Below are 24,636 nucleotides of genomic sequence, written 5' to 3'. Positions count from 1 at the left end.
GCTAGCGCTTGGTGGCGGTGTAGGTCAGGTGGGTCACCTCGGTCGCGTCCGAGCGGACCTGGGTCAGCGCGATCCGATCGGCGTCGATCTGGTCGAACAGCCGGATGCCGGCGCCGAGCAGTACAGGCGCGAGCGAGATCGAGAACTCGTCGACCAGGCCGCTGTTCAGGTACTGCTGGATCAGGTCGGCGCCACCGGCGATCCGCACGTCGCGGTCGCCGGCTGCGTCACGGGCCTGCAGCAACGCGCTCTCGATGCCGTCGTTGACGAAGTGGAACGTCGTGCCGCCCGGCCGCTCCCACGGGTCGCGCTCGGTGTGCGTGACGACGAACACCGGGGTGTGGAACGGCGCCTCCTCCGGCCAGGCCCGCTCGCCGCCGTCGAACATCCGCTTGCCCATCACGCTGACGCCGGTCCGCTCGAACGTCGCCTTCGACAGGTCGTTGTCGAGCCCTTCCGCACCGCCTTCGCCGAGCTTGAGGTTCTCGCGGAAGAACCGCTGCGGGAACACCCAGGACTGCAGCTCCGACCACTTCCGCATCCACCGCTGCACCCTCGGATCGTCCTGGCCACCGGGCGCGAACACTTCCCCGACCGTCACGTCCGGGACCGGCGCGATGAAGCCGTCCAGCGACATCGTCACCGCGAAGAACACCTTGCCTGCCATCAGTCCCGCCTCTCTCCGCCCTTGATGAGCTCGGCGACGTACGCCGCCAGGTTGCCGAGGGTCTGCTCGCCGCCCTCGATCGCGTGGTACTTCGCTACGGCCTCGTCGCGCAACGCCTTGCTCGGGAACACCGTGCGCATCGTGATCCGGGTCTGCTCGCCGGCCGGATCGAAGGTCAGGACCGACTCGAAGGCGTTCGGGTCGTCACGGGATTCCCCGTGCAGCAAGGCGATCCGCTCCGGCGGCTCGATCTGCTGCCAGGTGATCCACTCCTGGTAGTCGGTCCCGTCCGGCCCGTGCATCACAAAGTCCCACTCGCCGCCCGCGTGGAACGCGAACGACCGGGTCGTGGTGCTGAACCCCTTCGGCCCCCACCACCGCGACAGGTGCCGGACCTGCGTGAAGACCTCGAACACCAACTCCCGGCGGGCGTCGATCGTCCGGGAGATCACGATCTCCCGATCCGCGACCTCCGCCGCGGCTGCACCACCGCTACTGGTCGTCATCGTGGAGCTCCTCCTGTTTCAGTTCCTGTACGTACTCGTCCAGCCGGTCGAAGCTCTCGTTCCAGAACTGCTCGAAACCGCCCAGCCACTCGTGGACCGGGCGCAGCGCGCGGGCGTCCAAGCCGTACAGCCGCTGCTTGCTCGCGCCGCGGACCTTCACCAGGCCGACCTCACGCAGGACGCGCAGGTGCTTGGACGCCTGCGGCTGGGTCATCCCCAGGTCCTCCGCAAGCTCGGTCACCGGCCGTTCACCGCCGCGCAGCAGCACCAGAATGTCGCGCCGCCGGGGTTCGGCGATCGCGTTGAACGCGTCCGAGGTCGTCGCCGCTCGTGCCATGCGACGATCATATGCCTATATCGGCATACGTCAACCAGAGCGTTCTAGACCCCGAGAACCTGGCAGAGGAGGTCGAGGGCGCCGGGGTAGGCATGGTCAGGTGGGGTGCCGTAGCCGACGATCACCGCCCGGCGGGTGGCCGGGGTCGGGTCGAAGTGGTAGCTGGTGAGCGTGGCCAGGCCGAGGCTCTGGCGCGCGGCTCGGGTGACGATGTCCTCGGCGTCGCCGGGAACGTCGAGCAGTACGTGCAGGCCGGCAGAGATGCCGGCCACCTCGACCTCGGGCGCACGGACGGCGAGCAGCTCGACCAGGCGGTCGCGGCGGCGCCGGTAGTGCTGGCGGGACCGCCGTACGTGCCGGTCGTAGTGGCCGGAGGCAATGAATTCCGCGAGGACGAGCTGCTCGAGTGTCGCGGTCTGGAAGTCCGCCGTACGTTTCGCGGCGACGACCGGCTCGAGCAGCCGTTGCGGCAGCACCATCCACGCGAGTCGCAGCCCCGGCGCGAGGCTCTTGCTCGCCGTACCGGTGTAGACGACCCGCTCCGGATCGAGTGCCTGCAGCGCTCCGACGGCCTGCCGGTCGTACCGGAACTCGCCGTCGTAGTCGTCCTCGATCAGCACCGCCCCGGTCGCCCGCGCCCACTCGACAGCGGCCATCCGACGGTCGGGCGCCAGCGGAACGCCCGTGGGCATCTGGTGCGCCGGCGTCAGCAGCACGCCCTGCCCAGTCAGCGCTGACGTCTGCGCCCCCAGTTCGTCGACCGGTACGGCAGCCACGTCCAGCCCGCGGGCGCGGATCACGTCCCGGTGCAGCCCGTACCCGAACTCCTCGACCGCCATCGTCGTACCGCCGAGCGTCTTCACCGCCTCGCTGAGCAGACTGAGCGCCTGCACGTATCCGGAGCAGATCAGGATCCGCTCCGGATCGGCCCGCACGCCGCGCGCCCGCGCGAGGTAGTCGGCGAGCACCCGCCGCAGCTCGATCCGCCCCCGCGGATCGCTCAGCCCGAAGGCCTCGTTCGGCGCGGCGGTCAGCGCCTTCCGGGTCGCGGCCAGCCACTCGGTCCGCGGGAAGGTCGCGACGTCCGGCGCGCCGGGCGTCAGGTCGTACCGGAAACTCCGGGCCTCCGGCAACGAAACCGCGGGCGCCGCCGGGACCGCGGCGCGGTTCGCCACCACCGTCCCGGAGCCTTGGCGGGCGGTCAGCCAGCCCTCGGCGACCAGTTGCCCGTACGCGTCCGCGACCGTGTTCCGCGCGATCCCGAGATCCTTCGCGAGCGACCGTGACGACGGCAACCGCGTCCCCGCCGCCAGCCGCCCGCTCCGGATCGACTCGTGCAACGCCCGCACCAGCTCACCGCGCCCGCGCGCCGCCGTCAGCTCGAGGTGCAGATCAGCCCCCGAATCCTCCATGCAACGGGACCCTACAACTCCTCCTCCGGCGACCTCGGCAGGAACGCACTGACCAGCGCGATCGCCGACCCCAGGGCCGCCGCGACCAGGAACACCCGGCCGTAGTCGGCCGGGCTCCCGGCCACGGTGGTGAGCACCGCCAGGCCGACCGCGCCGCCGACCTGACTGGCCGTGTTCGCGAGTCCACCGACGATGCCGGCGTCGGCGTCCGGCGCGCCGGCGGTCGCGTTCGCCATCAGCGTCGGGAACGTCAGCCCGATCCCGCCCGCGATCAGCAGCATCGGAGCCAGCACAGCACCGACGTACCCACCGCTGGAACCGTCACCGGCCTGGGAGAGCCAGCCGAACCCGGCCAGGAACAGGACGGCCCCGGCGAGGATGAGCGGACGGACGCCGACCCGTGGCAGCAGACCCGCTGCGAGTCGCGCGACCATCACGAACGCCACTGCCGCCGGCGTCTGCGCGAGACCGGCCCGGAGCGCGCTGTACCCGAGCACGTCCTGCAGGAACAGCGACGAGAAGTACCACAGAGCGATCGCGATGCCGCCGAACAGCAGCAGCATGACGGCGCCGACCGCCACCCGCCGGCTGCCGAACAACCGCAGCGGCAGCATCGGCTGGGCGGCGACCCGCGCCTCGATCACCACGAACGCGACCAGCAGAACGAGTCCTCCGACCAGCGGTCCGACGACCCGTGGCGACGTCCAGCCGTGGTCGGCGCTCTGCATGACGCCGTAGATCGCCGCCGCGAGTCCCACGGTCGCCGTGACGGCACCAGCAGCATCGAGCGACGTACGGCGTACCGGCCGGATGCCCGGCAGCGACACCAGCGCCACCGCGATCAGGGCCGCGCCGATCGGCACGTTGATCAGGAAGACCCAGCGCCAGGACAATCCGGTCGTGATGGCGCCGCCGGCCAGCGCGCCGGACACCCCGCCGACGCCACCCGCGGCCGACCAGGCGCCGAACGCCCGCGCGCGCTCCTGTGGGTCGGTGAAGGTGGTGTTGAGTACGGCGAGCGTCGCCGGCGCGAGCATCGCCGCACCGACGCCCTGAACCACGCGCGCCCCGACCAGGACCTCCGGCGTGGTCGCCAGACCCGCCACGAGGCTCGCCGCAGCGAAGGTCGCCAACCCGGCCACCAGCAACCGGCGACGCCCGATCAGGTCAGCGGCACGGCCGCCGAGCAGGAGGAATCCGGCGAACGACAGCAGGTAGCCGTTGACGACCCAGGCCGGCCCGGTGCCGCCGAAGTCGAGGTCCCGCTGGATCGACGGCAGGGCGACGTTCACGATCGAGGCGTCCAGGATCACCATGAACTGACTCACGGACGCCAGCGCGAGCACGAGCGTGCGCGCCCGATGTTGCGTCTGCACGGACATGGTCAGGCCTCCAGGCTCGGGTAGTCGGTGTAGCCGCGGTGGTCGCCGCCGAAGAAGGTGGTGCGGTCCGGCAGGTTGTACGGACCACCGGCGGCAAGTCGGGCCGGCAGATCGGGATTGGCCAGGAACAGCTGACCGAACGCGACGAGATCCGCCGTACCGTCGTCGACCAGGCCGAGGTCGTCCGGACCGGTCGGCTCGGGCGCGGTGTGCGGGTTGAGGATCAGCGTGCCCGCCCACTCCTTGCGCAGCCGCTGGGTCAGGTCACGGCCGGCCGGCGCTTCCATCACGTGCAGGTAGCTGAGCCCGAGCGGCTCCAGGCCGGCCAGCAGCTCGAGGTAGGTCTCCTGCGGATCGTCCTCGACGATGTCGTTGACCGGGCTCCCGGGCGAGATCCGGAGGCCGACCTTGCCGCGGCCGATCGCGGCGACCACGGCCGTCGCCACCTCGACGCCGAACCGGGCCCGGGCCGCGGGCGAGCCACCCCACTCGTCGGCACGGCGGTTCGTGTTCGGCGCCAGGAACTGGTGGATCAGATAGCCGTTGGCGCCGTGCAGCTCGACGCCGTCGAAGCCCGCCGTCATCGCGTTCCGGGCGGCGCCGGCGAAGTCCCGGACGGTCTGCCGGATGCCGGCAGCGGTCAACTCCTCCGGTACGACGAAGTCCTGCGGGCCGTTGTGGGTGAAGACCTGACCCGTGGCGGCCGTTGCGGACGGCGCAACCGGATGCAGGCCGTCGGGCAGCAGGCTCGGATGCCCGATCCGCCCGGTGTGCAGCAGCTGTGCGTAGATCACGCCGCCGGCCCGGTGCACGGCGTCCGTGACCGGTTGCCAGGCCGCGATCTGCTCGGCCGAGTGCAGTCCGGGTGTGTCGGGATACCCCTGGCCGACCGGCGACGGCTGGGTCCCTTCGGTGACGATCAGGCCGGCGCCGGCGCGCTGTGCGTAGTACTCCGCGGCGAGCTCGGACGGGAGTGTCCGGCGGGCGCGGCTGCGGGTCATCGGGGACATCACGAGGCGATTCGCCAGGCGTACAGGACCGAGCTGGTAGGGCTCGAAGGCCGTTGACATGGTGGCTCTCTCTTCGATCGGACGATGATTACCTGTTCGAACAGGTAATCACAGAGATCCATTCCCGCAAGCTATTTTGGAGAGAACTGCTAGGGTTCAGCTGTTCGAACAGTGAAGCGAGGAACCATGAAGCCTTCGATGCCGGCGGAGCCGTTGACCAACGCGATCGTCCGGGTGGCGCGGCTGCACCGGGCGCTGGCGCAGCAGATGCTGCGCGGCGTCGGCCTGCACCTCGGCCAGGAGCTGGTGATGATGCAGCTGTGGGAGCACGGGCCGCAGACGCAGACCGCCCTGGTCCGCATGCTCGACTCCGACTCCGCGACGATGACCCGCACGGTCCGCCGCCTGGAGGCCGCCGGGTTCGTCCGCAGCCGGCCGAGCCCGACCGACAAGCGCGCCACGATCATCGAGGCGACGCCGGCGAGCCAGGCGGTTCGGCGGGAGGTCGAGCGGATCTGGGCACAGCTGGAGACGAACGCGACCGGCGACCTCACCGCGGCCCAGCAGTCCGACGCACTCGAGGTCCTCGGGCACATCGAGGCCAACCTCGCCGCGGCGAACCGGCCGGACGCCTAGCCTGACATCTCTCAAGACCGAAATGGCCCCCGGGATCGTGGTCGAAGTGGACCATGTGTCTGGGCCGATCCCGTCCTAGGTTGAGGGTATGACAACGACGACGCGGCGGGTCAAGCTCGCCAGTGTGGTGCCGGACTTCTACAAGGCGATGATCGAGCTCGACCGGGTGTCCGCCGAAGGGATCGACGAGAAGCTCGCGCACCTGGTGCGGATCCGGGCCTCACAGATCAACGGCTGTGCGTACTGCACCGACATGCACTCCCTCGACCTGCGGCAGTTCGGCGAGGAGCAGCAGCAGCGGATCGCCCTGCTGCCGGTGTGGCGCGAGGCGCAGAAGTTCTACACCGACCAGGAGAAGGCCGCGCTGCAGCTGACCGAGGCGATCACGCTGATCAGCGTCGACCACGTCCCGGACGACGTGTACGAGGTCGCGGCGCAGGCGTTCGACGAGAAGGAACTCGCGCAGCTGATCGCGCTGATCATCACGATCAACATGTGGACCCGGGTCGGCGTCACCGGGCACATGGAGCCTGGCCACTACAAGCCATGACGGCCGAACTCTTCCGGGCACTGCACCACGTCCGTCCCGGCGGCACTCCCCTGGTCCTTCCGAACGCCTGGGACCCGGTGAGTGCACGGCTGGTCGCCGATGCGGGCTTCGCGGCGGTTGCCACCAGCAGCGGGGCGGTCGCCCGCGTCCTCGGGTACGACGACGGGCAGCTGACCCCGCCGGCGACGATGTTCGCCGCGGTCGGGCGGATCGCCCGCGCGGTCGACGTACCGGTCACGGCCGACATGGAGGCGGGGTACGGCCTGGCGCCGAAGGAGTTCGCCGAGCGGTTGCTGGAGGCCGGCGTGGTCGGCTGCAACCTGGAGGACTCGGTCGGCGGCGAGCTGATCGACGTCGCGCAGCAGGCCGACTACCTGGCCGAGGTACGCGCGGCGGCAGGTGCCGAGCTGGTCATCAACGCACGCGTCGACACGTTCGTCCTCCAGCTCGACGAGACGATGGACGGGGCGGTCGACGAAGCCGTACGGCGGGGACGCGAGTACCGGCGCGCCGGGGCGGACTGCGTGTACCCGATCCTCGCCCCGCTCGACCAGCTCAAGCTGGTGGCCGAGGCCGTCGGCGGGCCGATCAACGGGCACGCGATGGTCGCCGGTCCGGCAGCGGCCGAGCTGGCCGCGGCAGGTGCGACGCGGATCTCGTACGGGACCAGCGTGCACGCCTACCTGATGGACCAGCTGCGCGACCTACTTCCCAAGCTCACCGCCTGAGAGGGTCCGGGGCAGACCGAAGTACGACGCGACCGTGGTCTCGAAGTGGGTGATCTCGTGGATCCGGTCGCCGGCGATGCCGATCACCAGCACCCCGATCAGGTGCAGGCCGCCGGTGACCGGGTCGCGCACGTACTCGCCCCAGGCGGGCTGCCGGTTCGCGCGGACCGGCACCAGCGCCGCGATCTCCCGGTGCTGCGCACCGAGGTCCTTGAAGAAGAGCGCGCTGAAGAACCGGTGCGCGGCCTCGGTCCCGTGGTACTCGAACGGCAGCGGCGGCATCCGTACCCACGCGTCGCTGGTCATCAACGCCACCAGCGCCTCCACGTCCTGGGAGGTGAACGCCTCGACGAACCGGTCGGTCAGCGCCCGCTCCTCGGCGTCGGCCGCCACCGGCCGGTCGGGCGCCTTAGTGTCCATCGTGACCCGGGCGCGCGCCAGCGCACTGTTGACCGCTGCCTCGGTGAGTCCGAGCAGCTCGGCGGTCTCGCTCGCCCGATAGCCCAGTACGTCGCGGAGCAGCAGGACCGCGCGCTGATTCGGCGGGAGCAGTTGTACGGCGGTCACGAAGGCGAGCGAGATCGCCTCACGTGACTCGTACCGCGACTCCGGTCCGGGGAGCTGATCCGGCAGGCCGTCGAGCAGTACGTCTGGGTACGGCTGTAGCCACAGCACCTCGCCCGACCGGGTCGGCTCCGGCGCCGGGACCGGCAGCGGTACGGCCGGCACCGGGCGCCGCGACGAGGAGCGCAGGACGTTCAGGCAGCGGTTGGTGGTGATCCGGTACAGCCAGGTCCGCACCGACGATCTACCCTCGAACCCGCTCAGCCCGATCCATGCCGAGAGCAACGTTTCCTGCAGTGCGTCCTCGGCGTCCTGCAGCGACCCGAGCATCCGGTAGCAGTGCAGTTGCAGCTCCCCGCGGTACGGCTCGACCAGCGCCGCGAACGCCTCGCGGTCACCCTCGCGCGCACGCTGCAGCAGTTCGTCCGGCATGGCTCACCTCCGTCGTCGATTCTCCTCGCACTGGTTGTGACACCGCCGCAGGCGCGAACTGATCGGTCCGCGGACGACCAGTTCCGGGGCTGTCCACGGTCTGTTCTCTGTGCAACCACACGAACGGAGAACATCATGCAACCCGTCGAGTCCCTGGACGTCCTGGTGAACAACGCCGGGCTGGCCGCCTACGACACCCTCGGCGACCGGACGGTGCTCGAGCAGCACCTGGCTGTCAACCTCTTCGGGTCGTACGCCGTCAGTACGGCGCTCCTGCCGCAGCTGATCGCCGCGAAGGGCAGCATCGTGAACGTGCTGTCCGTGGCGGCGCTCGCCGCGCTGCCGATGATTCCGGCGTACTCGATCTCGAAGGCGGCCGCGTTCTCGCTCACGCAGTCGCAGCGGGCCTTGCTCGCGCCGCAGGGTGTCCAGGTGCACGCGGTCCTGACCGGGCCGGTCGACACCGAGATGTCCCGCGACCTTCCGGTGGAGAAGGCGCCCCCGGAGTCGGTCGCGCAGGCGATCTTCGACGGGGTCGTGGCCGGGGACGAGGAGATCTTCCCGGATCCGATGTCGGCGGCCCTGGGCCCGGCATGGCGGGAGGGCGCAGTCAAGGCGATGGAACGCCAGAACGCCGCCTTCGTCAGCTGACCTTGTGGGTCAGCTGAGTCGGCGGAGCGCGTAGACGAGGGCCCAGTCCTGGTCGTTCGCGAGGGGGTCGGCGAGGTGGGCGGGCTGCCCGTTGACGCAGCTCGGGTACACGAACGCACACGTCGCCGACCCGTCGGACGCGAAGCTGACCAGGTTCGCCCGCAGGATCGCCTCATCGGCGCGGTCGAGCCAGTCGGCCTGCTCGGCGCTGACCAGTTCTCGCGGCCACGCGGCGTATACGACGGCGCTCAACGCCGACCAGTAGTGCGGGAACACGTCGCCCCACAGCCGCAACCGGCCGAACCAGTACCCGTCCCAGTGCCGGATCGGAACATGCCGCAGCCGTACGTCAGGTTGATCGGCAGCGAACGCGGTCAACCACGGCAGGCGTCGCGTCAGCTCGGCGCCATCGATCTCCCCGGTCTGGTACGCCGCCGCCAGCAGTTCGAGCAGCGGCGCAACCATCGACTGCTCGTAGTTCACCTCGTGCGGCGGCAGCTCATCCCCGTACGCGATGAAGGTCTGCGCGTGCCGTACGAGCTGGTCGTGCAGGCCGAGCTCGCTCAGCAGCGGGCCGAGGTCGAAGGCGAGGAAGTGGTCGCCACCGAGCTCGTAGTAACGGTTCAGGATGCGGGTCGCGCCGGCGCGGTCGCCCTGACCGAGCAGGAAGCGCGCGAACCACGGGAAGTTGTAGAGGCGTACGGCGTTCTGGTGGACGCTGTCGTCCTGGATCGTGCCCTCGGCGTCGAGCAGGTGCTCGCGGACGAACTGCTCGTACCCGGACAGCGCCTCGTCCAGCTCCGCGCGGTCACCCCAGCCGCGATCACGAACCTCCTGCAGGAGCAGCGCCATCCCGACGCGCTCACGGGCGTCCGACCAGTCGCGCCACGCGCTCGAGAGGACGGTCAGACCGCTGTCGTTGTCGTACGGCACGAAGGCGTACTTGCGGCTATCGGCCAGCTCCGGCCGTCGCTGGTGATCGAGGACGAACCGCACCCGGCGCTCCGCGATCACTCGCAACGGCTCGTGGAACAGCACAGCGATCCGGGACCTGCCGTCGGTTGAGTCGACATGTCGAACACCCGGCACGTCGCTTCGTATCTCGCTCGGTGCGGCTGCGCCGATCAACTCCAGGGTCTCCCCCACCTCCGCTGCCAGCCGTGGCGCGTCGATCAGGGGTTCGCGGTCGGCGTGGAACGCGGGCAGGTCGTCGTACCAGGCCAGCTGCCAGGTCCAGCGGTACGTCGCACCGGGCGCGAGCGTGATCGCCGGCTGACCTCCCATCGCGTGCGGCGAGCGCGCGTGGTCGGTGACGTGCAGGTAGATGTGCCCGCGGATGTTGCTGCTGGTGCCGGGCTCGCGGGACTCGACGGAGTACGCCCAGAGCTCGCCCTCTTTCAACTGCAGGCCGAGGCCCGGACCGCTGCCGTCCATCGGCGTCGCCCAGACCCACGCGTCCGCGCCGCCGGTCCACACGTGCGCGTGCACCGCCCCGGTCAGGCTCTCGCGGCTGGACGTGTAGACGTCGCGGTACGGCGTACTGATCGCGACCGACCCCAGCTCGACGGGCGTGTCGCCGGTGTTGCGCAGCTCGTATGTCTCCGTCCACTGCTCGCCGAACCGGCGGCCGACGCGCAGCTCGAGATCACCGAACTGGTACATCAGGTCGATCCCGCTGCTCCGCCAGCGCGTGAACGCCGGGGCGTCGAACCGGAACGCGCCACGGTCGGTGATCACGAACCCCTTGCCCCAAGCGTGCAGGCTGTCGTGCACCACGCCGTCGTCAAGGAGCACCCTGCGGCCGTCCGGATGCAGGACTTGTGTGACCGCGCCGTCGTCGGCGACCTCGACCGTGCCACGGCTGAACGCAAAACTCTCCACGATCGGCCAACCTATCGATGTCGAGAACCCGGCGGCAGCTCCGTCCCCCTGATGAGAACACACCTCCTGAGATGGGAAACCGAGATGAACCAGCAGCAGATCGCCGAGATTCTCGCCAAGCCGTACGCGCAGCAGTTGCTGAACGGCTCCGAGCCGGCCCGGTTCGCCTACAACGGCCTGGACGGGGACCCGCGGGTGATCCCGATCGGGTTCTGGATCGAGGGCGAGCAGATCGTGATCGCGACGGCCCCGAAGGCCGCCAAGGTCGCCGCACTGAAGCAGAACCCGAAGGTCGCGCTGACCATCGACACCGCCGCGTTCCCGCCCAAGGTGCTGCTGCTCCGCGGCACCGCCGAACTCGAGCTCGTCCCCGGCGTGCCCGAGGGCTATCTGAACGCCGGCCACAAGAACGTGGCCGACGAGCAGTACCCCGCCTGGGTCGAGGGAGTGAAGGCGCTGTACGACGAGATGGTCCTGATCAAGGTCACGCTGACCTGGGCCAAGCTCCTCGACTTCGAGACCACAATCCCGAAGGCCGTCGAGGACCTGGTCGCCGCGAAGGCTCGCTAGATCACGCCCTTGAGATGGAGTTCGTCGGCGTGGTGGCAGGCGGTCGTATGGCCGGGGGTGAGCTCGCGGCGGACGGGGATCTCGACCCGGCAGATGTCCGTCGCGTAGCGGCAGCGCGGGTGGAACACGCAGCCCGTCGGCAGGTCGGCCGGGTTCGCCGGCTCGCCGCGCAGGACGATCCGCTCCCGGGCCCGGTGCGGCTCGGGGACCGGCATCGCGGACAGCAACGCCTCGGTGTACGGGTGCCGCGGCCGGTCGAACAACGAGTCCTTCGGCGCCACCTCGACCAGCTGGCCGGCGTACATCACCGCCACCCGGTGGGCCAGGTGCTGGACCACCGACAGGTCGTGGGCGATGAACAGGTAGGACAGGCCGAGGCTCGCCTGCAGATCCTTGAGCAGGTTCAGGATCTGGGCCTGCACCGAGACGTCGAGCGCCGAGACGGGCTCGTCGCAGACGATCAGCTGCGGATCGCACACCAGCGACCGCGCGAAGCCTATTCGTTGCCGCTGGCCACCACTGAACGCGTGCGGGTACCGCGAGAGGTGCTGCGCACTCAGCCCGACCCGTTCCAACGCCCGTACGACCAGGTCCTTGGCCTCCGGACCGGAGGCGACCTTGTTGTGGACGAGCGGTTCGCGGACCGCCTCGTACACGGTCATCCGCGGATCGAGGGACGAGTACGGATCCTGGAAGATCATGTGGAAGTGCCGGCGGGTACGGCGCAACTCGGCGCCGCGCAACTTCGCCAGATCGACCCAGCCGGACCCGGTACGAAGCTTGATCTCACCGCGGGTCGGCTCGATCGCGCGGACCACCATCCGGCCGAGCGTGGTCTTGCCCGAACCGGACTCGCCGACCAGTGCGAGCGTCTCCCCGCGGCCGAGCTCCAGCGCGACCTCGTTCACCGCGGTCAGCCGGCCGGCGGACTTGCGGAAGAACGTGCTGGTGACGTCGAACTCCTTGGTCAGCCCGCGCAGCTCGAGCAGCCCCTCACCCTGTTTGCCGACCGTGGCAAGCTCCGGCCCGGTGGACTCAGACGTTGACCCAGGCATGGGCGTCCTCCTCGACGTCACTGTGCTGGAAGCAGCGGACGAAATGACCGTCCTCGATCTCTTGCATCGCCGGTACGTGGGACTCGCAGCGGCCCTCGATCGCGACCTGGCACCGCGATGCGAACCCGCACTGCCGAGGCAGGTCGATCGGCGTCGGGACCGTACCCTCGATCGTCTCCAGTCGATCCACCGTCTGCCCCGGCCGCGGAACCGCCCGCAGCAGCTTCTGCGTGTACGGGTGCAGCGGGTTGGCGAACAGTTGCTCGGTGGTGGCCGACTCGACCACGCGGCCGAGGTACATCACGTAGACGCGGTCGACCTGTTCGGCGATCAGTCCCATGTTGTGGGTGATGAAGATCGTCGACATGTCCCGCTCCTCCTGGAGCTCCTTCATCAGCTCCAGGATCTGCGCCTGGATCGTGACGTCGAGCGCCGTGGTCGGCTCGTCCGCGACGATCACCCGCGGCGAGTTCGCCAGCGCCATCGCGATCATCGCGCGCTGCCGCATACCGCCGGACATCTGGTGCGGGTACTCGTCGTACCGGTGCTGCGGGTTCGAGATCCCGACCCGTGTGAACAGGTCGACCACCCGGGTCCGCGCCTCGGCCCGGCTGACCGCGCTGTGCGTGGTGATCATCTCGGCGACCTGCCGGCCGACCGAGTGCACCGGCGAGAAGCTGGTCATCGGCTCCTGGAAGACCATCGTGATCTCGCCGCCACGGATCGACCGCAACTGCGGGGACCGCGGCTCCAGCGCGAGGACGTCGACGGTCTGCTCGTCGTCCCGCTTGAGCAGCACCTCCCCCGCGACGATCTCGCCCGGCGGCCGCAGCAGCCGCATCAGCGAGTGCGCCATGATGCTCTTGCCGCACCCCGACTCCCCGATCACGCCGACGGTCTCGCGATCGCCGACCACGAGATCGACCCCGTCGACCGCCTTGACGACCCCTTCCCGGGTGAAGAAGTACGAGCGCAGGTCGCGAACGGCCAGGCGCGGCACGTCGGTGCTCGCTTCGGTGCTCGCAGCCTCGGTCCCCGGCTGCTCAGTGCTGGTACGGATCTGCGGCATCTCGCATCCCATCGCCGACGAAGTTGAACAGGATCACTGCGACCACCAGGAACGCTGCGGGCATCAGCAGCCACGGATAGTTCGACACGACCGTCACGTCCTGGCTCTCCTGCAGCAGCGATCCCCAGCTGACGTCCGGCGCGGAGATCCCGAGACCGAGGAAGCTCAGCGTGGTCTCGCCGAGGATCATCGCCGGCACCGCGATCGTGATGTGCACGATCAGGTAACTGGTCAGACCGGGGATCAGGTGCTTGCCGATGATGGACGCGGTACCGGCCGCGGACACCCGGGCGGCGGTGACGTAGTCCTCCTCGCGGAGCGCGATCACCTTGCCGCGGACCACCCGCGCCAGCCCGGTCCAGCCGACCAGCGACAAGATCAGCGTGATCGCGAAGTACGTCTGGATACCGCTCCAGCTCTGCGGAACCGCCGCCGACAACGCCATCCACAACGGGATCAGCGGAATGCTGATGATCAGCTCGATCAGCCGTTGGCAGACCGTGTCGATGACCCCGCCGAAGTACCCGGAGATGCCGCCGATGACGATCCCGAGCAGGAAGCTGATCAGGACGCCGCCGAAGCCGACCAGCAAGGAGATCCGGGAGCCGTAGATCGCCCGCGAGAACGAGTCCCGCCCGAGATGGTCGGCCCCGAACAGGAAGATCGGCTGCGCGCCGTCGATGCCGAACAGCCGGTGGTGCAGCGGGATCAGCCCGGCGAGCTTGTACGGCTCCGTCTTGCTGAACAGCTCCACCGGGTAGCGCTGCGTGGTGTCCTGCACTGACTTGTAGGTGAACGACGTCGGGTCGATCCGGATCGACGACTTGTACACGAACGGTGCATGCCAGTTGCCCTCGGCATCGATCACGTGGACCCGCGTCGGGCCGGCGTACGGCTGGTCGGCGAACCGCTCCAGCTTGTCGTACGGCGCGATGAACTCGGCGAACAGCGCGATCAGGTAGACGCACACGAGCAGTACCAGGCTGACCATCGCCAGCCGATGACGGGCGAACCGGTTGATCACCAGCCGGCTCTGCGACGCCTCGTACAGCTTCTCGTTGGCTTCGTGCCGACGGCGCCGCCGGGAGGTGTGTTGCTCGAGCAGACGCTGACCTCGACGGGTCGTGTAGCCAAGTGTTTGAGCGGTCATCGGTCAGCTCCTCCCATACCGGATCCGTGGGTCGGCCCACGCCAGCGCGACGTCCGAGAGCAGCGTGCCGATCACCGTCAACGCGCTCAGGATCAGGATCAGGGCGCCGGTCAGGTACATGTCCTGCGACAGGATCGACTGCAACAGGATCGGGCCGGTGGTCGGCAGGTTCAGCACCTTCGACACCACGACCTCGCCGCCGACGGTGGCCGGCAGCATCCAGCCGATCGTGCTCAGCAACGGATTGATGGCGATGCGTACGGGGTAGCGCAACAGGATCCGCCACTCGGTCAGGCCCTTGGCGCGGGCGGTCACGACGTACTGCTTGCCGAGCTCGTCCAGCAGCGACGCGCGCAGTACGCGAACGATGCCTGCGGTGTTGGTGATCACCAGTACCAACAACGGCAGCCAGACGTTCCGCAACAGGTCGAGCACCTTGTCCCAGGACCAGGGCGCGGCTCTGTACCCGGGTGAGAACAACCCCGTGATGAGGAAGCCGGTCTGGTGGTAGACGGCAAGCATCAGGACGAGCGCCAGCAGGAAGCCCGGGACGGCCAGCCCGATGAAGCTCAGCAGCGTGAACAGGTGGTCCCAGATCGAGTACTGCCGGACGGCCGAGAGCAGCCCGATCGGTACCGCGATCAGCCAGGTGAGCAGGATCGACGCGACCGAGATCGCGACCGTCCGCGGCACCCGTTCCATCAGGATCTCGGCGACCGGACGCTTGTAGACGAACGAGTTGCCGAAGTTCCCGTGCAGCACGATGCCCTTGATCCAGATCAGGTACTGGTCGGGCAGCGACTGATTCAGGCCGTACTGCGCCCGGAGGGCCTCGAGCTGTGCCTGGTTGATGCTGCCGCCCTTGTTGCTGAGGTTCTGGACGTAGGTGTCGACGTAGTCGCCGGGCGGCAACTGGATCACGACGAACGCCAGGAACGACACCAGCAGCAGGAGCGGAATCATGATGGCGGCACGGCGCAGCAGATAACGCAGCATGTGGATCCTACTTTCGGGAGGCTGTGGCCGATGGCGGACCTGGCGTGCTCATTCGTCGAACCACACGCCTTCGAGGTTGATCACGGTGTCGAGCTCGAACGGCGCGCCCTGCTTCGGCACGTTGCGCACGCTGGTCTTCACCACGTTGGGTTTCACCTTCGGGCCCGTGGTCGGGATGAAGGCGTAGTTGCCGGTCAGCCAGTCGAGCAGCCGCTGGAAGGCGAGCTTTCCTTGCGGCGAGCTGGGCACGTACTGCGTGCGTGCGCTGGCCAGGTCGTAGAACTGCTGCAGGTACGGCGGTGGTTTGCGGCCCTGCTTGCCCTGCGAGGAGACGTACGCCCAGGTCGCCGGTGACCACGGGCCCTTGTCGGCCGGCATGTAGTCGTTCGAGATGCCGGCCGCCCAGGCGGGTCCGTCGTTCCAGTGCAGGGAGGCCATCAACTGGTTTCCGTTGGCCTTCTGGCCGAACAGCGAGCCGTCGATGCCCTTGATCGCGACCCGGAGGCCGACGGCGCCGATCTGTGCCTTCAGCAACTCGGCGACCGGCGCGAAGTCCGGGGCGAGGCTGGCCGGGAACGTGATCGCGAACGTGAACGGTGATCCGTCCGGGGCGAGGCGGAAGCCGTCGGAGTCGGTGCGGTTCATCCCGGCCTGGTCGAGCAGCCGGCGGGCCAGGTCGGGATCGTGGTGCTTGCTGTTCAGCATCGGCGGCCCGTGCAACCCGAAGTACACCGAGTTGTTGATCTCGTTCGCGTCCATCGCCGCGGCGATCGCCTGCCCGAACCGGTGCTGCGGATCGGCTACCAGCGCCTGCCACGGGTCGTGCGGCTTGTCGTAGTTGAAGTCGTGGTTGAGGAACAGCAGCACCGGGTTGTTGAACGAGCCCGTCGTGAACACGTGCGTCCCCGCGTGCCGCTCGCTCTGCTTGTAGATCGGGATCTTGTTCAGCGTGACGTTGTCCCCGGCGGCGACACTGACCTGACCGTCCATCACGGCGGTGGTCAGCGCGTCGTCGTCCACGACGATGTTGTTCACCACGGTGTCGGCGTACGGGAGTTGGTGGCCGCTGCGGTCGACGTGCCAGAAGTACGGGTTGCGTTCGAAGACGCGTTGCTGGCCGTCGACCTTGGTCAGCACCCAGGCGTTCAGCACCGGCAGGCCGAGCGCGTCGGCCTCGCCCGCGGACCATTCGGACAGGTTCTTCGCGGCCATCAGCTGCGGCCAGGTCTTGTAGTTGTTCTTCTTCAGCAAGGCGTCCAGCGCGGCCTTCTCGGCGTACTTCGGATGGAACTGCTTCAGGTGGTGCGCCGGGACGAAGAGCAGGTTGATCCCGGCGACCCAGCTGTTCAGCGCGGCGACGAACTGGCCGTACGGACGGCTGAAGGTCAGCACGAACGTCTCGGTGTCGACCACCGTCAGGACGGCAGGTTCCAACGTTGTATTGCGTTGCGTGTAAAGGTCGGTGGGCAGCGCGACGTTCGCCTGCGGATTCTGGTAGAGATCCTCGAACAGGAAACGGACGTCCTCGGTGGTCACCTTGACGCCGTCGGACCAGCGCAGGCCGCGGCGGATCGTGAAGCGGAAGCTGCGCAGGTCCTTCGCCGCGGCGAACTTGCTGACCACGTTCGGCACCGAGACGTCGGACTCCTGGCCGGGCGAGCGCAGGATCGTGCTGCCGGCCGCGATGTTCAGGTTGCCGGTCGGCGACGTCGGCGAGTTGTCGATCGAACCGCCGTAGATCCCGTCCTGCCAGCTGCCGTTGGCGGCGCGCAGCAGGGTGCCGGCGCCGACGACGAAACACTGCTCGGGCAGGCGTTCGTCGATCGGCGGGAGGGCGCCGGAGGCGACCCGCTCGGCGAGGTACGGCGGCTCGACGAATCCTCGCTTCGTCCGCTTCTCCACCGGACGTGGGCGTTTGGCGGCATTGGTCGGCGCCGGGCTGCAGCCCGCCAGCGGGAGTCCGCCCAGCGTCACTCCCCCGAGTGCAAGGACACCGAGACCGAACTCGCGTCGTGTCAGAGACATGCTCAGAACCTCTCTCAGAGGCTAGTCAATCGATTACGTAATCGATTTACCGGAACGTAGCACGGGCTTTCGGGGGCCTACAAGACCTTGGTCAGGCCTGCGGCCAGCTGGATTCGAGTTCGATCACGTCGAGGTGGTCGACGGTGCACTCGGCGCCGGCTGCGGTGAGGGTCAGCTCGAAGCGACCCGGCCGTACGCAGGCCGTCAGCGCGGCCTCGCCGTCGTTCGCGAAGACCTCGACGGAGGTCGTGTCGACGATGATGTCGAGCTTGCGGACAGTGGTGATTGTGGGCTGTTTCCCTTCCAGCACAGCGATGTCGCCCGAGGTTGCCGTGACGCGCGTACCACAGATGTCCAGCGTCAGTTCGCCGTCCGCGGGGATGCTCACGTCGCAGGTTATGCGGAGCAACGGCCATGCCGTACCGATCCGCCAGGGGCTGCTCGGGGACAGTGTGCGGGCCGGCCAGCTGTGCCGGTTCCGTTCCAGACTGTCGAGTTCGGGCACCGGCTTGCGGTACATCCGGAGGCCGTCCGCGGTGCGATGCAGAGTCAGGTCGCAGGGGATGCTCACCTGCTGGTTGAACGGCATGTTCGGGTAGCGGCCGCCGCGCATCCACGCCACCTGGACGCGGCGTGGTGCAATGCCGGTGCCGGCCGCCCAGCTCTGCGTCGCATAGAAGTGCGGACCGCCGTCGACCTGCAGTTGCGACGTCTCCTCGACGAAGTTCTGCCCGTCGAAGCTGCCGATCGAGTATCGGCCGTCGCCACGGACGAGCACCCAGCGCGACTCGTCGGTGCCGTCGGTGCTGTCGGTGCCGTCGATGGTCAGCTCGAAGAAGTCCGGGCACTCGAAGGAGTCCGAGATCGAGCTGCCCAGCGACTCCCAGTCCAGCAGGTCGTCCGAGCGCAGCAGTTGGTAGCGCTCGTCGCCGTACAGCACCATCACCCACTGCGAACGCCGGTGGTCGCGGAACACCATCGGGTCGCGCTCCGGCAGGTCCATGATCGGGTTGCCGGCATAGTGCGTCCAGGTGCGGCCGCGGTCGAGGCTGTACGAGACGCACTGCGAGCGGTTGTCGTTGCGCGACCAGAAGGCGACCATCGGCGCCGTACCACCAGGCTCGCCGAGACCGGAGGTGTTGTCGACGTCCACGACACAGCTGCCGGACTGGACGCCGGTCTCGAGCGACTCCTCGAAGAACGCGGGCTCGAGTTCGGTCCAGCGCACGAGGTCGTTGCTGACGGCATGGATCCAGCACTTGTTCCAGCGCTGGGCGAACAGGTGGTACTCGCCGTCGTGGAAGACCAGGCCGTTGAGGTCGTTCAGCCAGCCCTCCTCACGCTCGGCCGGGTTCAGCCGCCGCATGGCCCACTGACGCGCGGTGAAGTGGAACTGCGGGCGGAGCGCCTCCCGGTACAGCGGAGCCAGTTCCGGGCCGGTGACCGCCGGGGCCGAGCTCAGCACGATGTCGCTCACGGACACCGAACCCAGATCGCCGGCATCGTCGACAATCTCTACGTACGCCTGTTGCCCCAGCCACTCGGTCAGGTCCAGCGAGGCGGCGTGTGGCTGCTCGGTCCCCCGCCCGGTCTCGATCCGAACGATCCGCCCGTCCACCACAACGTTCAGACACGTCTTGTACTCGAAGTCCCCGCCGTGGATCCGGAAGTTCAGGTACGGCCGGGAGACGACGAACGGCCCCGACACCAACCGCCCCGGCCCGGATGAGGTGAGGCCGGTGACGGCGACATCGTCCGCCGAGGAAGCAAGCAACTCAGACACAACAGTCTCCTAGTCAGTCTCGTACAACCACACCATCCCCCGCCGGGCACCTCCCCTCCCATCGAGGTTGGGGAGGATATTCCCCCCGATTCGGCACAAGATCCTCCCCAACCACTCGATGCCGCGAAGCGGGAGCGCGGGACGTGGGGTGGGGTGGGGTGCTAGGTGGGGGTGGGGTGGGGGGTTTGGGAGTGCAGGATGAAGTTGGCGTGGTGGTGGTTGCCGGCTATCAGGGTGGCGTTGGCCTGATCGGATCGGGCGACGAACTCGGCTGCGTCTGCGGCGCTGCGTCCGAAGGCTTGGTGCCGTTCGACGAGGCGGCGACCGCGTTCGTCGTCGGCGCAGGAGAGCCACCAGATCTCGTCCAGGTGCTCGGCGACCTGGTGCCAGCCGTCCTGGTCGTGCAGCAGGTAGTTGCCTTCGGTAACTACCACGCGGGCCGCCGGGGCGATCGTGATCCCATCCTCGATCGGCTCGTCGACGACGCGGTCGAAGACCGGCGCAACCACCGCCGTACCGTCATCGTCTCGAAGCCGCCGCAACAGGTTCAGGTAGCCCGGCAGGTCGAACGTCTCCGGCGCGCCCTTGCGCGACAGCAGTCCGAGCCGTTCAAGTTCAGCGTTCGTCCGATGAAACCCGTCCATCGGCACCAGCGCTACCGGCACCGTCGCCTGCTCGACCAGCCAGTCCGCGAACGTCGACTTACCGGCACCGGGCTGGCCGGCAATACCGACCACAACCCGCCGTCCGGTCTCCGCAAACTCCACCAGCCGGGCAACTGCAGCTCCCCAACTGAGCACCTCCGGCACCTGAGTGGGACTGGAGTCTGGCGTGGAAGTCTGCACAGGGGCGTCCCTTGGGGCCGGGGAATGGGCGCGGCGACCGATCGAAAGCGCGTGGTCAATCGATTACGTAATCGATTGCGGGGACTGTAGCATGGGGTCCTGACGTGGGCAACGATCTTCAGGGGGTTTCACCATCACGCGCAGAGCGGCTCAGCCGGGCGACCGGCGCCAGGGCTCGACGGGAGCGATCGGGGCCCGCGGGGACGTGGTCCACGCCCCGGCGACGATGGCCGACGTCGCGCGGATCGCGAGGGTGTCCACCGCCACCGTGTCGCACTATCTGAACAAGACCCGCCGGCTGCTGCCCGACACCGAGAACCGGGTCCGGGACGCGATCGAGGAGCTCGACTACATCCTCGACCCGGCCGCGAGGACGCTGCGCGCCGGCTCCAGCAACGTCATCGGGCTGGCGATGTCCGCGGTGTCGAACCCGTACTTCTCCGCCCTCGCGCAGGAGCTCGAGAGCCTGCTGAGCGAGCACGGCAAGTCGATCCTGCTGATGGACACCCACGACAACACGCAGCGCGAGCAGCAGGTGGTTCAGGAGCTCATCGCGCGCCGGGTCGACGGGCTGGTGCTCGCCCCGAGCGCGTCGGCCGACCAGGCTGTCCGCCTCGCGGAGCGGTACCAGATCCCACTGACCCTCGTCGACCGGTTCGAGCCCGAGCACGAGTGCGACCAGGCGGCGGTGAAGAGCTCCGACGCGCTGGCCGTGCTGACCGGTCATCTGCTCGAGCTCGGTCACACCCGGATCGGCATGATCACCGGTGAGCGCGGGCTGCCGACCACGGAGGAACGGATCGAGGGCTTCGTCGCCGCGCATCGGCAGGCGGGTCTCGAGGTCGACGAGAAGCTGATGATCTCCGGCCAGAGCACGCGAGCCGGCGGGTACGCAGCGGCCGACCAACTGTTACGCCGCCGCAGCCGGCCGACCGCGCTGGTGAGCGGCAACAACGCGATGACGATCGGCACGCTCCGGCTGCTGAAGGAGCGTGGCGTTCGGGTGCCGGCCGACGTCGCGTTCGTCTGCTTCGACGACTTCGAGTGGGCCGACCTGTTCGAGCCCGGCCTGACCGCCGTCGCGCAGCCGATCCGCGCGCTCGCGGAGACCACGGTCGACCTCCTGCTCACCAGAATCGCCGACGACCAGACCGGCATCAGGCGCGTGCAACTCGAGCCGACGATCATGCACCGAACCTCCTGCGGCTGCCTGCCTGGCACGCCTCTCGGGGTGGAGTAGCCAGGCGACGCGCGCTGCGTCAGTGAGGAGTTGGGGTGCTCGGGTGGCGGTGCGTGGCTTGCAGGGCGGTCGCGGCGCCTCGGACTGCGGCGGTGTGAGGAGCCGGAGCGGGGCGGGCGGAGGCACCCAGGCGATAGCTGAGTTTGTACGTGATCTCCGGTCGGAGTGCGCCGCCGCCGACCAGCAGGACGCCGCGATCCAAGGCGTCGACCAGCTGCGGGCCGTACGGACCGCGCAACAGTTCGAGGATCGTGTCGGCGACCACCTCGACGATCGGCACGACGGTACGCGCGTCGTCCAGGCCGAGCGGGATCCGGCGGGCCTCGACGACGCAGCCTCCGCCGAGCAGCGCGATCTCTGTCAGTTGAGCGCCGAGGTCGACGACGAGCAGCGGTTCGGTGACGTCTGCCCGGGCACCGAACGCGGCCGCCTTCACGGCGTCGATCAGGACGACCGTCGTCACTCCGAGCGCGTGCAGCACCGCGCGGAGGTCGTCCCGGTGCGCGTCGTCGCACAGCACCGGCGTGGTCACCACCGCGGTGCGCGCACCAACCGGCCGCGCACCAATCGGCCGCGGACCGCGTGCCAGCTCCGGCTCACGGCTCGCGACGGCAGCGCCGACGAGCGTGCTCACTCCCTCCCGATCGAGCACCTTCCCTCGTGACACCAGGCCACGCCTGGTCCTGGTGTCGACCACCAACCGGCCGGTCGGCGTCCACACGCGGGTGCGGGCGCTGCCGAGATCGATCGCCACACCGCGCGGCTGCTTCATCGGTCCGTCTCCTGGAGGCGGTGGCACTCCGCGCAGTACAGGCACTGCGGGCAGATCCGCAGGCGGGACAGCGCGATCGGCCGCCGGCAGGCGCGGCACTGGCCGTAGTGGCCGGTATGCATCCGATCCAGCGCGGCCTCGACATCGGCCAGCACCGCCCGCGCAGCCGTCGCCAGGTGATCCCGCACCTCCACGTGCACCTCCGCATCCACTTCCGCATCCAGTGCCGCCTGTGCCGGCGGGCGGTGGAGGGTGACCAGTTGTTGCCTGCGGAAGCTGCGTTGTTCGAGCAGGGCTGCTCGTAGGGTGGCGAGCTGTAGCGGGGAGAGTTCGCGGCGCGGTGCGAGCCGCTTCGTGGCCATGGGACTACATCGACTGCTGCTGGCAGCGGACGCAGTACCGGACGTACGGGAGGATCTCCAGCCGGCCGCGTGGGATGTGGGCGTTGCAGCCGCTGCAGACGCCGTACGTTCCGTCCGAGACGCGCGCGACGGCGGCGTCGATCTCTTTGAGGACCAGGCGGATCGCGGTGGTCTGCGCGGTCACCAGGTCCTCGTTGGAGTTCGGCTTGTCGGCCTCCATCGCGTTCAGCTGCGCCAGCCGGGTGCTCCGCTCGTGGTCCAGTTGCTGCAGGATCTGCGTGTTCATGCCCCCACCATGGCCGCTGCCACACCGGTTTCCTATCGGGACCAACACCCATCTTGCGCGGGTACGAAGGCGCCCGGACTGCCATAGTGGCGGGATCGTCGATCTCGAGAGGAGCGTGCAACCGGTGTCGTTGTTCTGGCGGATCTTCGCGCTCAACGCCGTCGTTCTGGGGGCCGCGACCGCGCTGCTGCTGTGGGCGCCGGTGACCGTGTCAGTGCCGGTGCTGTTCACCGAGGCGGCCGTACTGATCGGCGGTCTCGCCGTGATGCTCGTCGCGAACGCGGTGCTGTTGCGGGTCGGCCTCGCACCGCTGGCGCGCTTGAACCGGCGGATGTCGACGGTCGACGTACTGCGGCCCGGGCAACGGCTGCCGGTGCGCGGGCACGGCGGCGTACCGGATCTGCTGCGGGCGTTCAACGACATGCTCGACCGGTTGGAGCAGGAGCGGGCGACCAGCGCGGCGCGGGCGTTGTCGGCGCAGGAGTCCGAGCGGCGGCGGATCGCGCGGGAACTGCACGACGAGGTCGGGCAGACGCTGACCGCCGTACTGATGGATCTCAAGCGGGCCGGCGATCGCGCACCGGATCCGGAGCTGCGCGACGAGCTGGCGCAGGCGCAGGAGACCGCGCGGGCGAGTCTCGACGAGGTACGGCGACTCGCGCACCGGTTGCGGCCGGGCGTCCTGGAGGATCTCGGGCTGACGAGTGCGCTGACGGCGCTGGCGGACGAGGTCGCGGATCACACCGGGCTGGAGATCCGGCGGCGGTTCGACGGCGGGCTGGTGCTGGACGAGCAGACCGAGCTGGTGCTGTACCGGGTGGCGCAGGAGAGTCTGACGAATGTCGCGCGGCATGCCGGGGCGACGCGGATCGACCTCTCGCTGGTCCGGGAGGGCGCGGCTGTCGTACTGCGGATCGCGGACGACGGGCGTGGCGTGGGACCGGCCCACGAAGGCGCCGGCATTCGCGGCATGCGTGAACGCGCACTGCTGATCGGCGCCCAGCTGGACGTCGGAGACGCTCCACAGGCCGGTGCACAGATCACGCTCAGGATCCCCGGCACGGGAGTGGGTGAAGGGCTGTGACGCGGATCTTGCTGGCTGACGATCATGCATTGGTACGGCGTGGCGTGCGGCTGATCCTGGAGAGCGAGCCCGATCTGCAGGTGGTGGCCGAAGCCTCGGACGGGAGCGAGGCGGTCGCGATCTGCCGGCGGGAACAGGTCGACCTGGCGATCCTCGACATCGCGATGCCGCGGATGACCGGGCTGCAGGCGGCCCGCGAGCTGTCGGCGGTCGCGCCCGACGTCCGGGTGCTGATGCTGACCATGTACGACAACGAGCAGTACTTCTTCCAGGCGCTCAAGGCCGGCGCCTCGGGGTACGTCCTGAAGTCGGTGCTCGACCGCGACCTGGTCGAGGCCTGCCGGGCGACGATGCGCGGCGAGCCGTTCCTGTACCCGGGCGCGATGACCCGCCTGGTGCGCACCTACCTGGACCGCATCCGGCAGGGCGCGGACCTCCCCCAGCAGATCCTCACCGTCCGCGAGGAGGAGATCCTCAAGCTGGTTGCCGAGGGCAACTCCTCGAAGGAGATCGCCGAGCTGCTCGTGATCAGCGTGAAGACGGTCGAACGGCACCGCTCGAACATCCTCGCCAAGCTCGGCCTCCGGGACCGCCTGGACCTGACCCGGTACGCGATCCGCGCCGGCCTGCTCGAACCCTGACG

At 69.0% G+C, this 24,636-nt stretch carries 26 protein-coding genes; 8 read left to right on the top strand and 18 right to left on the bottom strand.

The features are described from left to right. Position 1: 1 nt before the first annotated feature. From ACGFI6_RS26360 to ACGFI6_RS26335, 6 genes are read right to left on the bottom strand one after another with little or no spacing between them, the layout of a single operon-like run. Positions 2–667, bottom strand: coding sequence for a dihydrofolate reductase family protein (locus tag ACGFI6_RS26360; RefSeq protein ID WP_393122948.1), 666 nt, complete (start codon positions 665–667; stop codon positions 2–4). Next, complete coding sequence (locus tag ACGFI6_RS26355) at positions 667–1,173, bottom strand: SRPBCC family protein (RefSeq protein WP_393122946.1); 507 nt, start codon at positions 1,171–1,173, stop codon at positions 667–669. The genes ACGFI6_RS26360 and ACGFI6_RS26355 overlap by 1 nt, the downstream gene beginning before the upstream one ends. Beyond that, positions 1,160–1,510, bottom strand: coding sequence for an ArsR/SmtB family transcription factor (locus ACGFI6_RS26350; RefSeq protein ID WP_393122945.1), 351 nt, complete (start codon positions 1,508–1,510; stop codon positions 1,160–1,162). Before ACGFI6_RS26350 ends, ACGFI6_RS26355 begins: the two co-directional genes overlap by 14 nt. A 44-nt stretch (positions 1,511–1,554) precedes the next feature. Then, positions 1,555–2,922: a PLP-dependent aminotransferase family protein gene (locus ACGFI6_RS26345; RefSeq protein ID WP_393122943.1), complete on the bottom strand. Its 1,368-nt coding sequence runs from the start codon at positions 2,920–2,922 to the stop codon at positions 1,555–1,557. Positions 2,923–2,933: 11 nt separating this feature from the next. Further along, the gene (locus tag ACGFI6_RS26340; RefSeq protein ID WP_393122941.1) at positions 2,934–4,304 is read right to left on the bottom strand and encodes an MFS transporter; all 1,371 of its coding nucleotides are present in this window, start codon (positions 4,302–4,304) and stop codon (positions 2,934–2,936) included. Between the two features lie 2 nt (positions 4,305–4,306). After that, complete coding sequence (locus ACGFI6_RS26335) at positions 4,307–5,374, bottom strand: alkene reductase (protein ID WP_393122939.1); 1,068 nt, start codon at positions 5,372–5,374, stop codon at positions 4,307–4,309. Between the two features lie 126 nt (positions 5,375–5,500). Here ACGFI6_RS26335 and ACGFI6_RS26330 point away from each other — a divergent pair, with 126 nt between their 5' ends. The 3 genes from ACGFI6_RS26330 to ACGFI6_RS26320 all read left to right on the top strand — a co-directional run bounded on the left by ACGFI6_RS26330 (position 5,501) and on the right by ACGFI6_RS26320 (position 7,228). Further along, positions 5,501–5,950 carry a MarR family winged helix-turn-helix transcriptional regulator gene (locus ACGFI6_RS26330; RefSeq protein WP_393122937.1) on the top strand — a complete coding sequence of 150 codons (450 nt, stop codon included), beginning with the start codon at positions 5,501–5,503 and terminating at the stop codon, positions 5,948–5,950. An 88-nt stretch (positions 5,951–6,038) separates the two neighbouring features. After that, complete coding sequence (locus ACGFI6_RS26325) at positions 6,039–6,500, top strand: carboxymuconolactone decarboxylase family protein (RefSeq protein WP_393122935.1); 462 nt, start codon at positions 6,039–6,041, stop codon at positions 6,498–6,500. Continuing rightward, positions 6,497–7,228: an isocitrate lyase/phosphoenolpyruvate mutase family protein gene (locus tag ACGFI6_RS26320; protein WP_393122933.1), complete on the top strand. Its 732-nt coding sequence runs from the start codon at positions 6,497–6,499 to the stop codon at positions 7,226–7,228. The genes ACGFI6_RS26325 and ACGFI6_RS26320 overlap by 4 nt, the downstream gene beginning before the upstream one ends. On the opposite strand, the gene ACGFI6_RS26315 is transcribed toward ACGFI6_RS26320, so the two are convergent. Next, positions 7,205–8,224, bottom strand: coding sequence for a sigma-70 family RNA polymerase sigma factor (locus ACGFI6_RS26315; RefSeq protein ID WP_393122931.1), 1,020 nt, complete (start codon positions 8,222–8,224; stop codon positions 7,205–7,207). The genes ACGFI6_RS26320 and ACGFI6_RS26315 overlap by 24 nt on opposite strands. 135 nt (positions 8,225–8,359) lie before the next feature. Here ACGFI6_RS26315 and ACGFI6_RS26310 point away from each other — a divergent pair, with 135 nt between their 5' ends. Further along, complete coding sequence (locus ACGFI6_RS26310; protein WP_393122929.1) at positions 8,360–8,875, top strand: SDR family NAD(P)-dependent oxidoreductase; 516 nt, start codon at positions 8,360–8,362, stop codon at positions 8,873–8,875. 9 nt (positions 8,876–8,884) lie between these two features. On the opposite strand, the gene ACGFI6_RS26305 is transcribed toward ACGFI6_RS26310, so the two are convergent. Next, positions 8,885–10,756 (bottom strand): hypothetical protein, encoded by a 1,872-nt coding sequence (locus ACGFI6_RS26305; RefSeq protein WP_393122927.1) that lies wholly within the window; start codon positions 10,754–10,756, stop codon positions 8,885–8,887. An 84-nt stretch (positions 10,757–10,840) separates the two neighbouring features. Here ACGFI6_RS26305 and ACGFI6_RS26300 point away from each other — a divergent pair, with 84 nt between their 5' ends. Then, the gene (locus ACGFI6_RS26300; protein WP_393122925.1) at positions 10,841–11,326 is read left to right on the top strand and encodes a pyridoxamine 5'-phosphate oxidase family protein; all 486 of its coding nucleotides are present in this window, start codon (positions 10,841–10,843) and stop codon (positions 11,324–11,326) included. Here ACGFI6_RS26300 and ACGFI6_RS26295 read toward each other — a convergent pair. The 7 genes from ACGFI6_RS26295 to ACGFI6_RS26265 all read right to left on the bottom strand — a co-directional run bounded on the left by ACGFI6_RS26295 (position 11,323) and on the right by ACGFI6_RS26265 (position 20,204). Further along, positions 11,323–12,381, bottom strand: a complete 1,059-nt coding sequence (locus tag ACGFI6_RS26295; protein WP_393122923.1) for an ABC transporter ATP-binding protein — start codon at positions 12,379–12,381, stop codon at positions 11,323–11,325. The genes ACGFI6_RS26300 and ACGFI6_RS26295 overlap by 4 nt on opposite strands. Then, positions 12,362–13,450 carry an ABC transporter ATP-binding protein gene (locus ACGFI6_RS26290; protein ID WP_393122922.1) on the bottom strand — a complete coding sequence of 363 codons (1,089 nt, stop codon included), beginning with the start codon at positions 13,448–13,450 and terminating at the stop codon, positions 12,362–12,364. Before ACGFI6_RS26290 ends, ACGFI6_RS26295 begins: the two co-directional genes overlap by 20 nt. Beyond that, positions 13,425–14,600: an ABC transporter permease gene (locus ACGFI6_RS26285; protein WP_393122921.1), complete on the bottom strand. Its 1,176-nt coding sequence runs from the start codon at positions 14,598–14,600 to the stop codon at positions 13,425–13,427. The genes ACGFI6_RS26290 and ACGFI6_RS26285 overlap by 26 nt, the downstream gene beginning before the upstream one ends. 3 nt (positions 14,601–14,603) lie before the next feature. Beyond that, entirely contained in the window at positions 14,604–15,596 is a 993-nt protein-coding gene (locus ACGFI6_RS26280) for an ABC transporter permease (RefSeq protein ID WP_393122919.1), read from the bottom strand. 48 nt (positions 15,597–15,644) lie between these two features. After that, positions 15,645–17,621 carry an ABC transporter substrate-binding protein gene (locus ACGFI6_RS26275; protein ID WP_393122918.1) on the bottom strand — a complete coding sequence of 659 codons (1,977 nt, stop codon included), beginning with the start codon at positions 17,619–17,621 and terminating at the stop codon, positions 15,645–15,647. 91 nt (positions 17,622–17,712) lie between these two features. Beyond that, entirely contained in the window at positions 17,713–19,404 is a 1,692-nt protein-coding gene (locus ACGFI6_RS26270; RefSeq protein WP_393122916.1) for a GH32 C-terminal domain-containing protein, read from the bottom strand. Between the two features lie 161 nt (positions 19,405–19,565). Beyond that, on the bottom strand, positions 19,566–20,204 hold the full coding sequence (locus ACGFI6_RS26265) for a nucleoside/nucleotide kinase family protein (protein WP_393122914.1): 639 nt from the start codon (positions 20,202–20,204) through the stop codon (positions 19,566–19,568). A gap of 250 nt (positions 20,205–20,454) precedes the next feature. Here ACGFI6_RS26265 and ACGFI6_RS26260 point away from each other — a divergent pair, with 250 nt between their 5' ends. Next, on the top strand, positions 20,455–21,489 hold the full coding sequence (locus ACGFI6_RS26260) for a LacI family DNA-binding transcriptional regulator (protein WP_393122912.1): 1,035 nt from the start codon (positions 20,455–20,457) through the stop codon (positions 21,487–21,489). 19 nt (positions 21,490–21,508) lie between these two features. Here the strand turns inward: ACGFI6_RS26260 and ACGFI6_RS26255 are convergent, their stop codons facing one another. From ACGFI6_RS26255 to ACGFI6_RS26245, 3 genes are read right to left on the bottom strand one after another with little or no spacing between them, the layout of a single operon-like run. Beyond that, positions 21,509–22,261, bottom strand: coding sequence for a rod shape-determining protein (locus tag ACGFI6_RS26255; protein WP_393122910.1), 753 nt, complete (start codon positions 22,259–22,261; stop codon positions 21,509–21,511). After that, positions 22,258–22,623, bottom strand: a complete 366-nt coding sequence (locus ACGFI6_RS26250; protein WP_393122908.1) for a TraR/DksA family transcriptional regulator — start codon at positions 22,621–22,623, stop codon at positions 22,258–22,260. The genes ACGFI6_RS26255 and ACGFI6_RS26250 overlap by 4 nt, the downstream gene beginning before the upstream one ends. 4 nt (positions 22,624–22,627) lie before the next feature. Continuing rightward, on the bottom strand, positions 22,628–22,909 hold the full coding sequence (locus tag ACGFI6_RS26245) for a TraR/DksA family transcriptional regulator (protein WP_393122906.1): 282 nt from the start codon (positions 22,907–22,909) through the stop codon (positions 22,628–22,630). A gap of 124 nt (positions 22,910–23,033) precedes the next feature. On the opposite strand from ACGFI6_RS26245, the gene ACGFI6_RS26240 reads away from it, so the two are divergent. After that, entirely contained in the window at positions 23,034–23,993 is a 960-nt protein-coding gene (locus ACGFI6_RS26240; protein ID WP_393122904.1) for a HAMP domain-containing sensor histidine kinase, read from the top strand. Next, positions 23,990–24,634 carry a response regulator gene (locus ACGFI6_RS26235; protein WP_393122902.1) on the top strand — a complete coding sequence of 215 codons (645 nt, stop codon included), beginning with the start codon at positions 23,990–23,992 and terminating at the stop codon, positions 24,632–24,634. The genes ACGFI6_RS26240 and ACGFI6_RS26235 overlap by 4 nt, the downstream gene beginning before the upstream one ends. Positions 24,635–24,636 lie beyond the last annotated feature (2 nt).

This window comes from Kribbella sp. NPDC048928, assembly GCF_043197975.1.
Classification (GTDB): Bacteria; Actinomycetota; Actinomycetes; order Propionibacteriales; family Kribbellaceae; genus Kribbella.
This window is presented reverse-complemented; position numbering and strand designations above follow the sequence as displayed.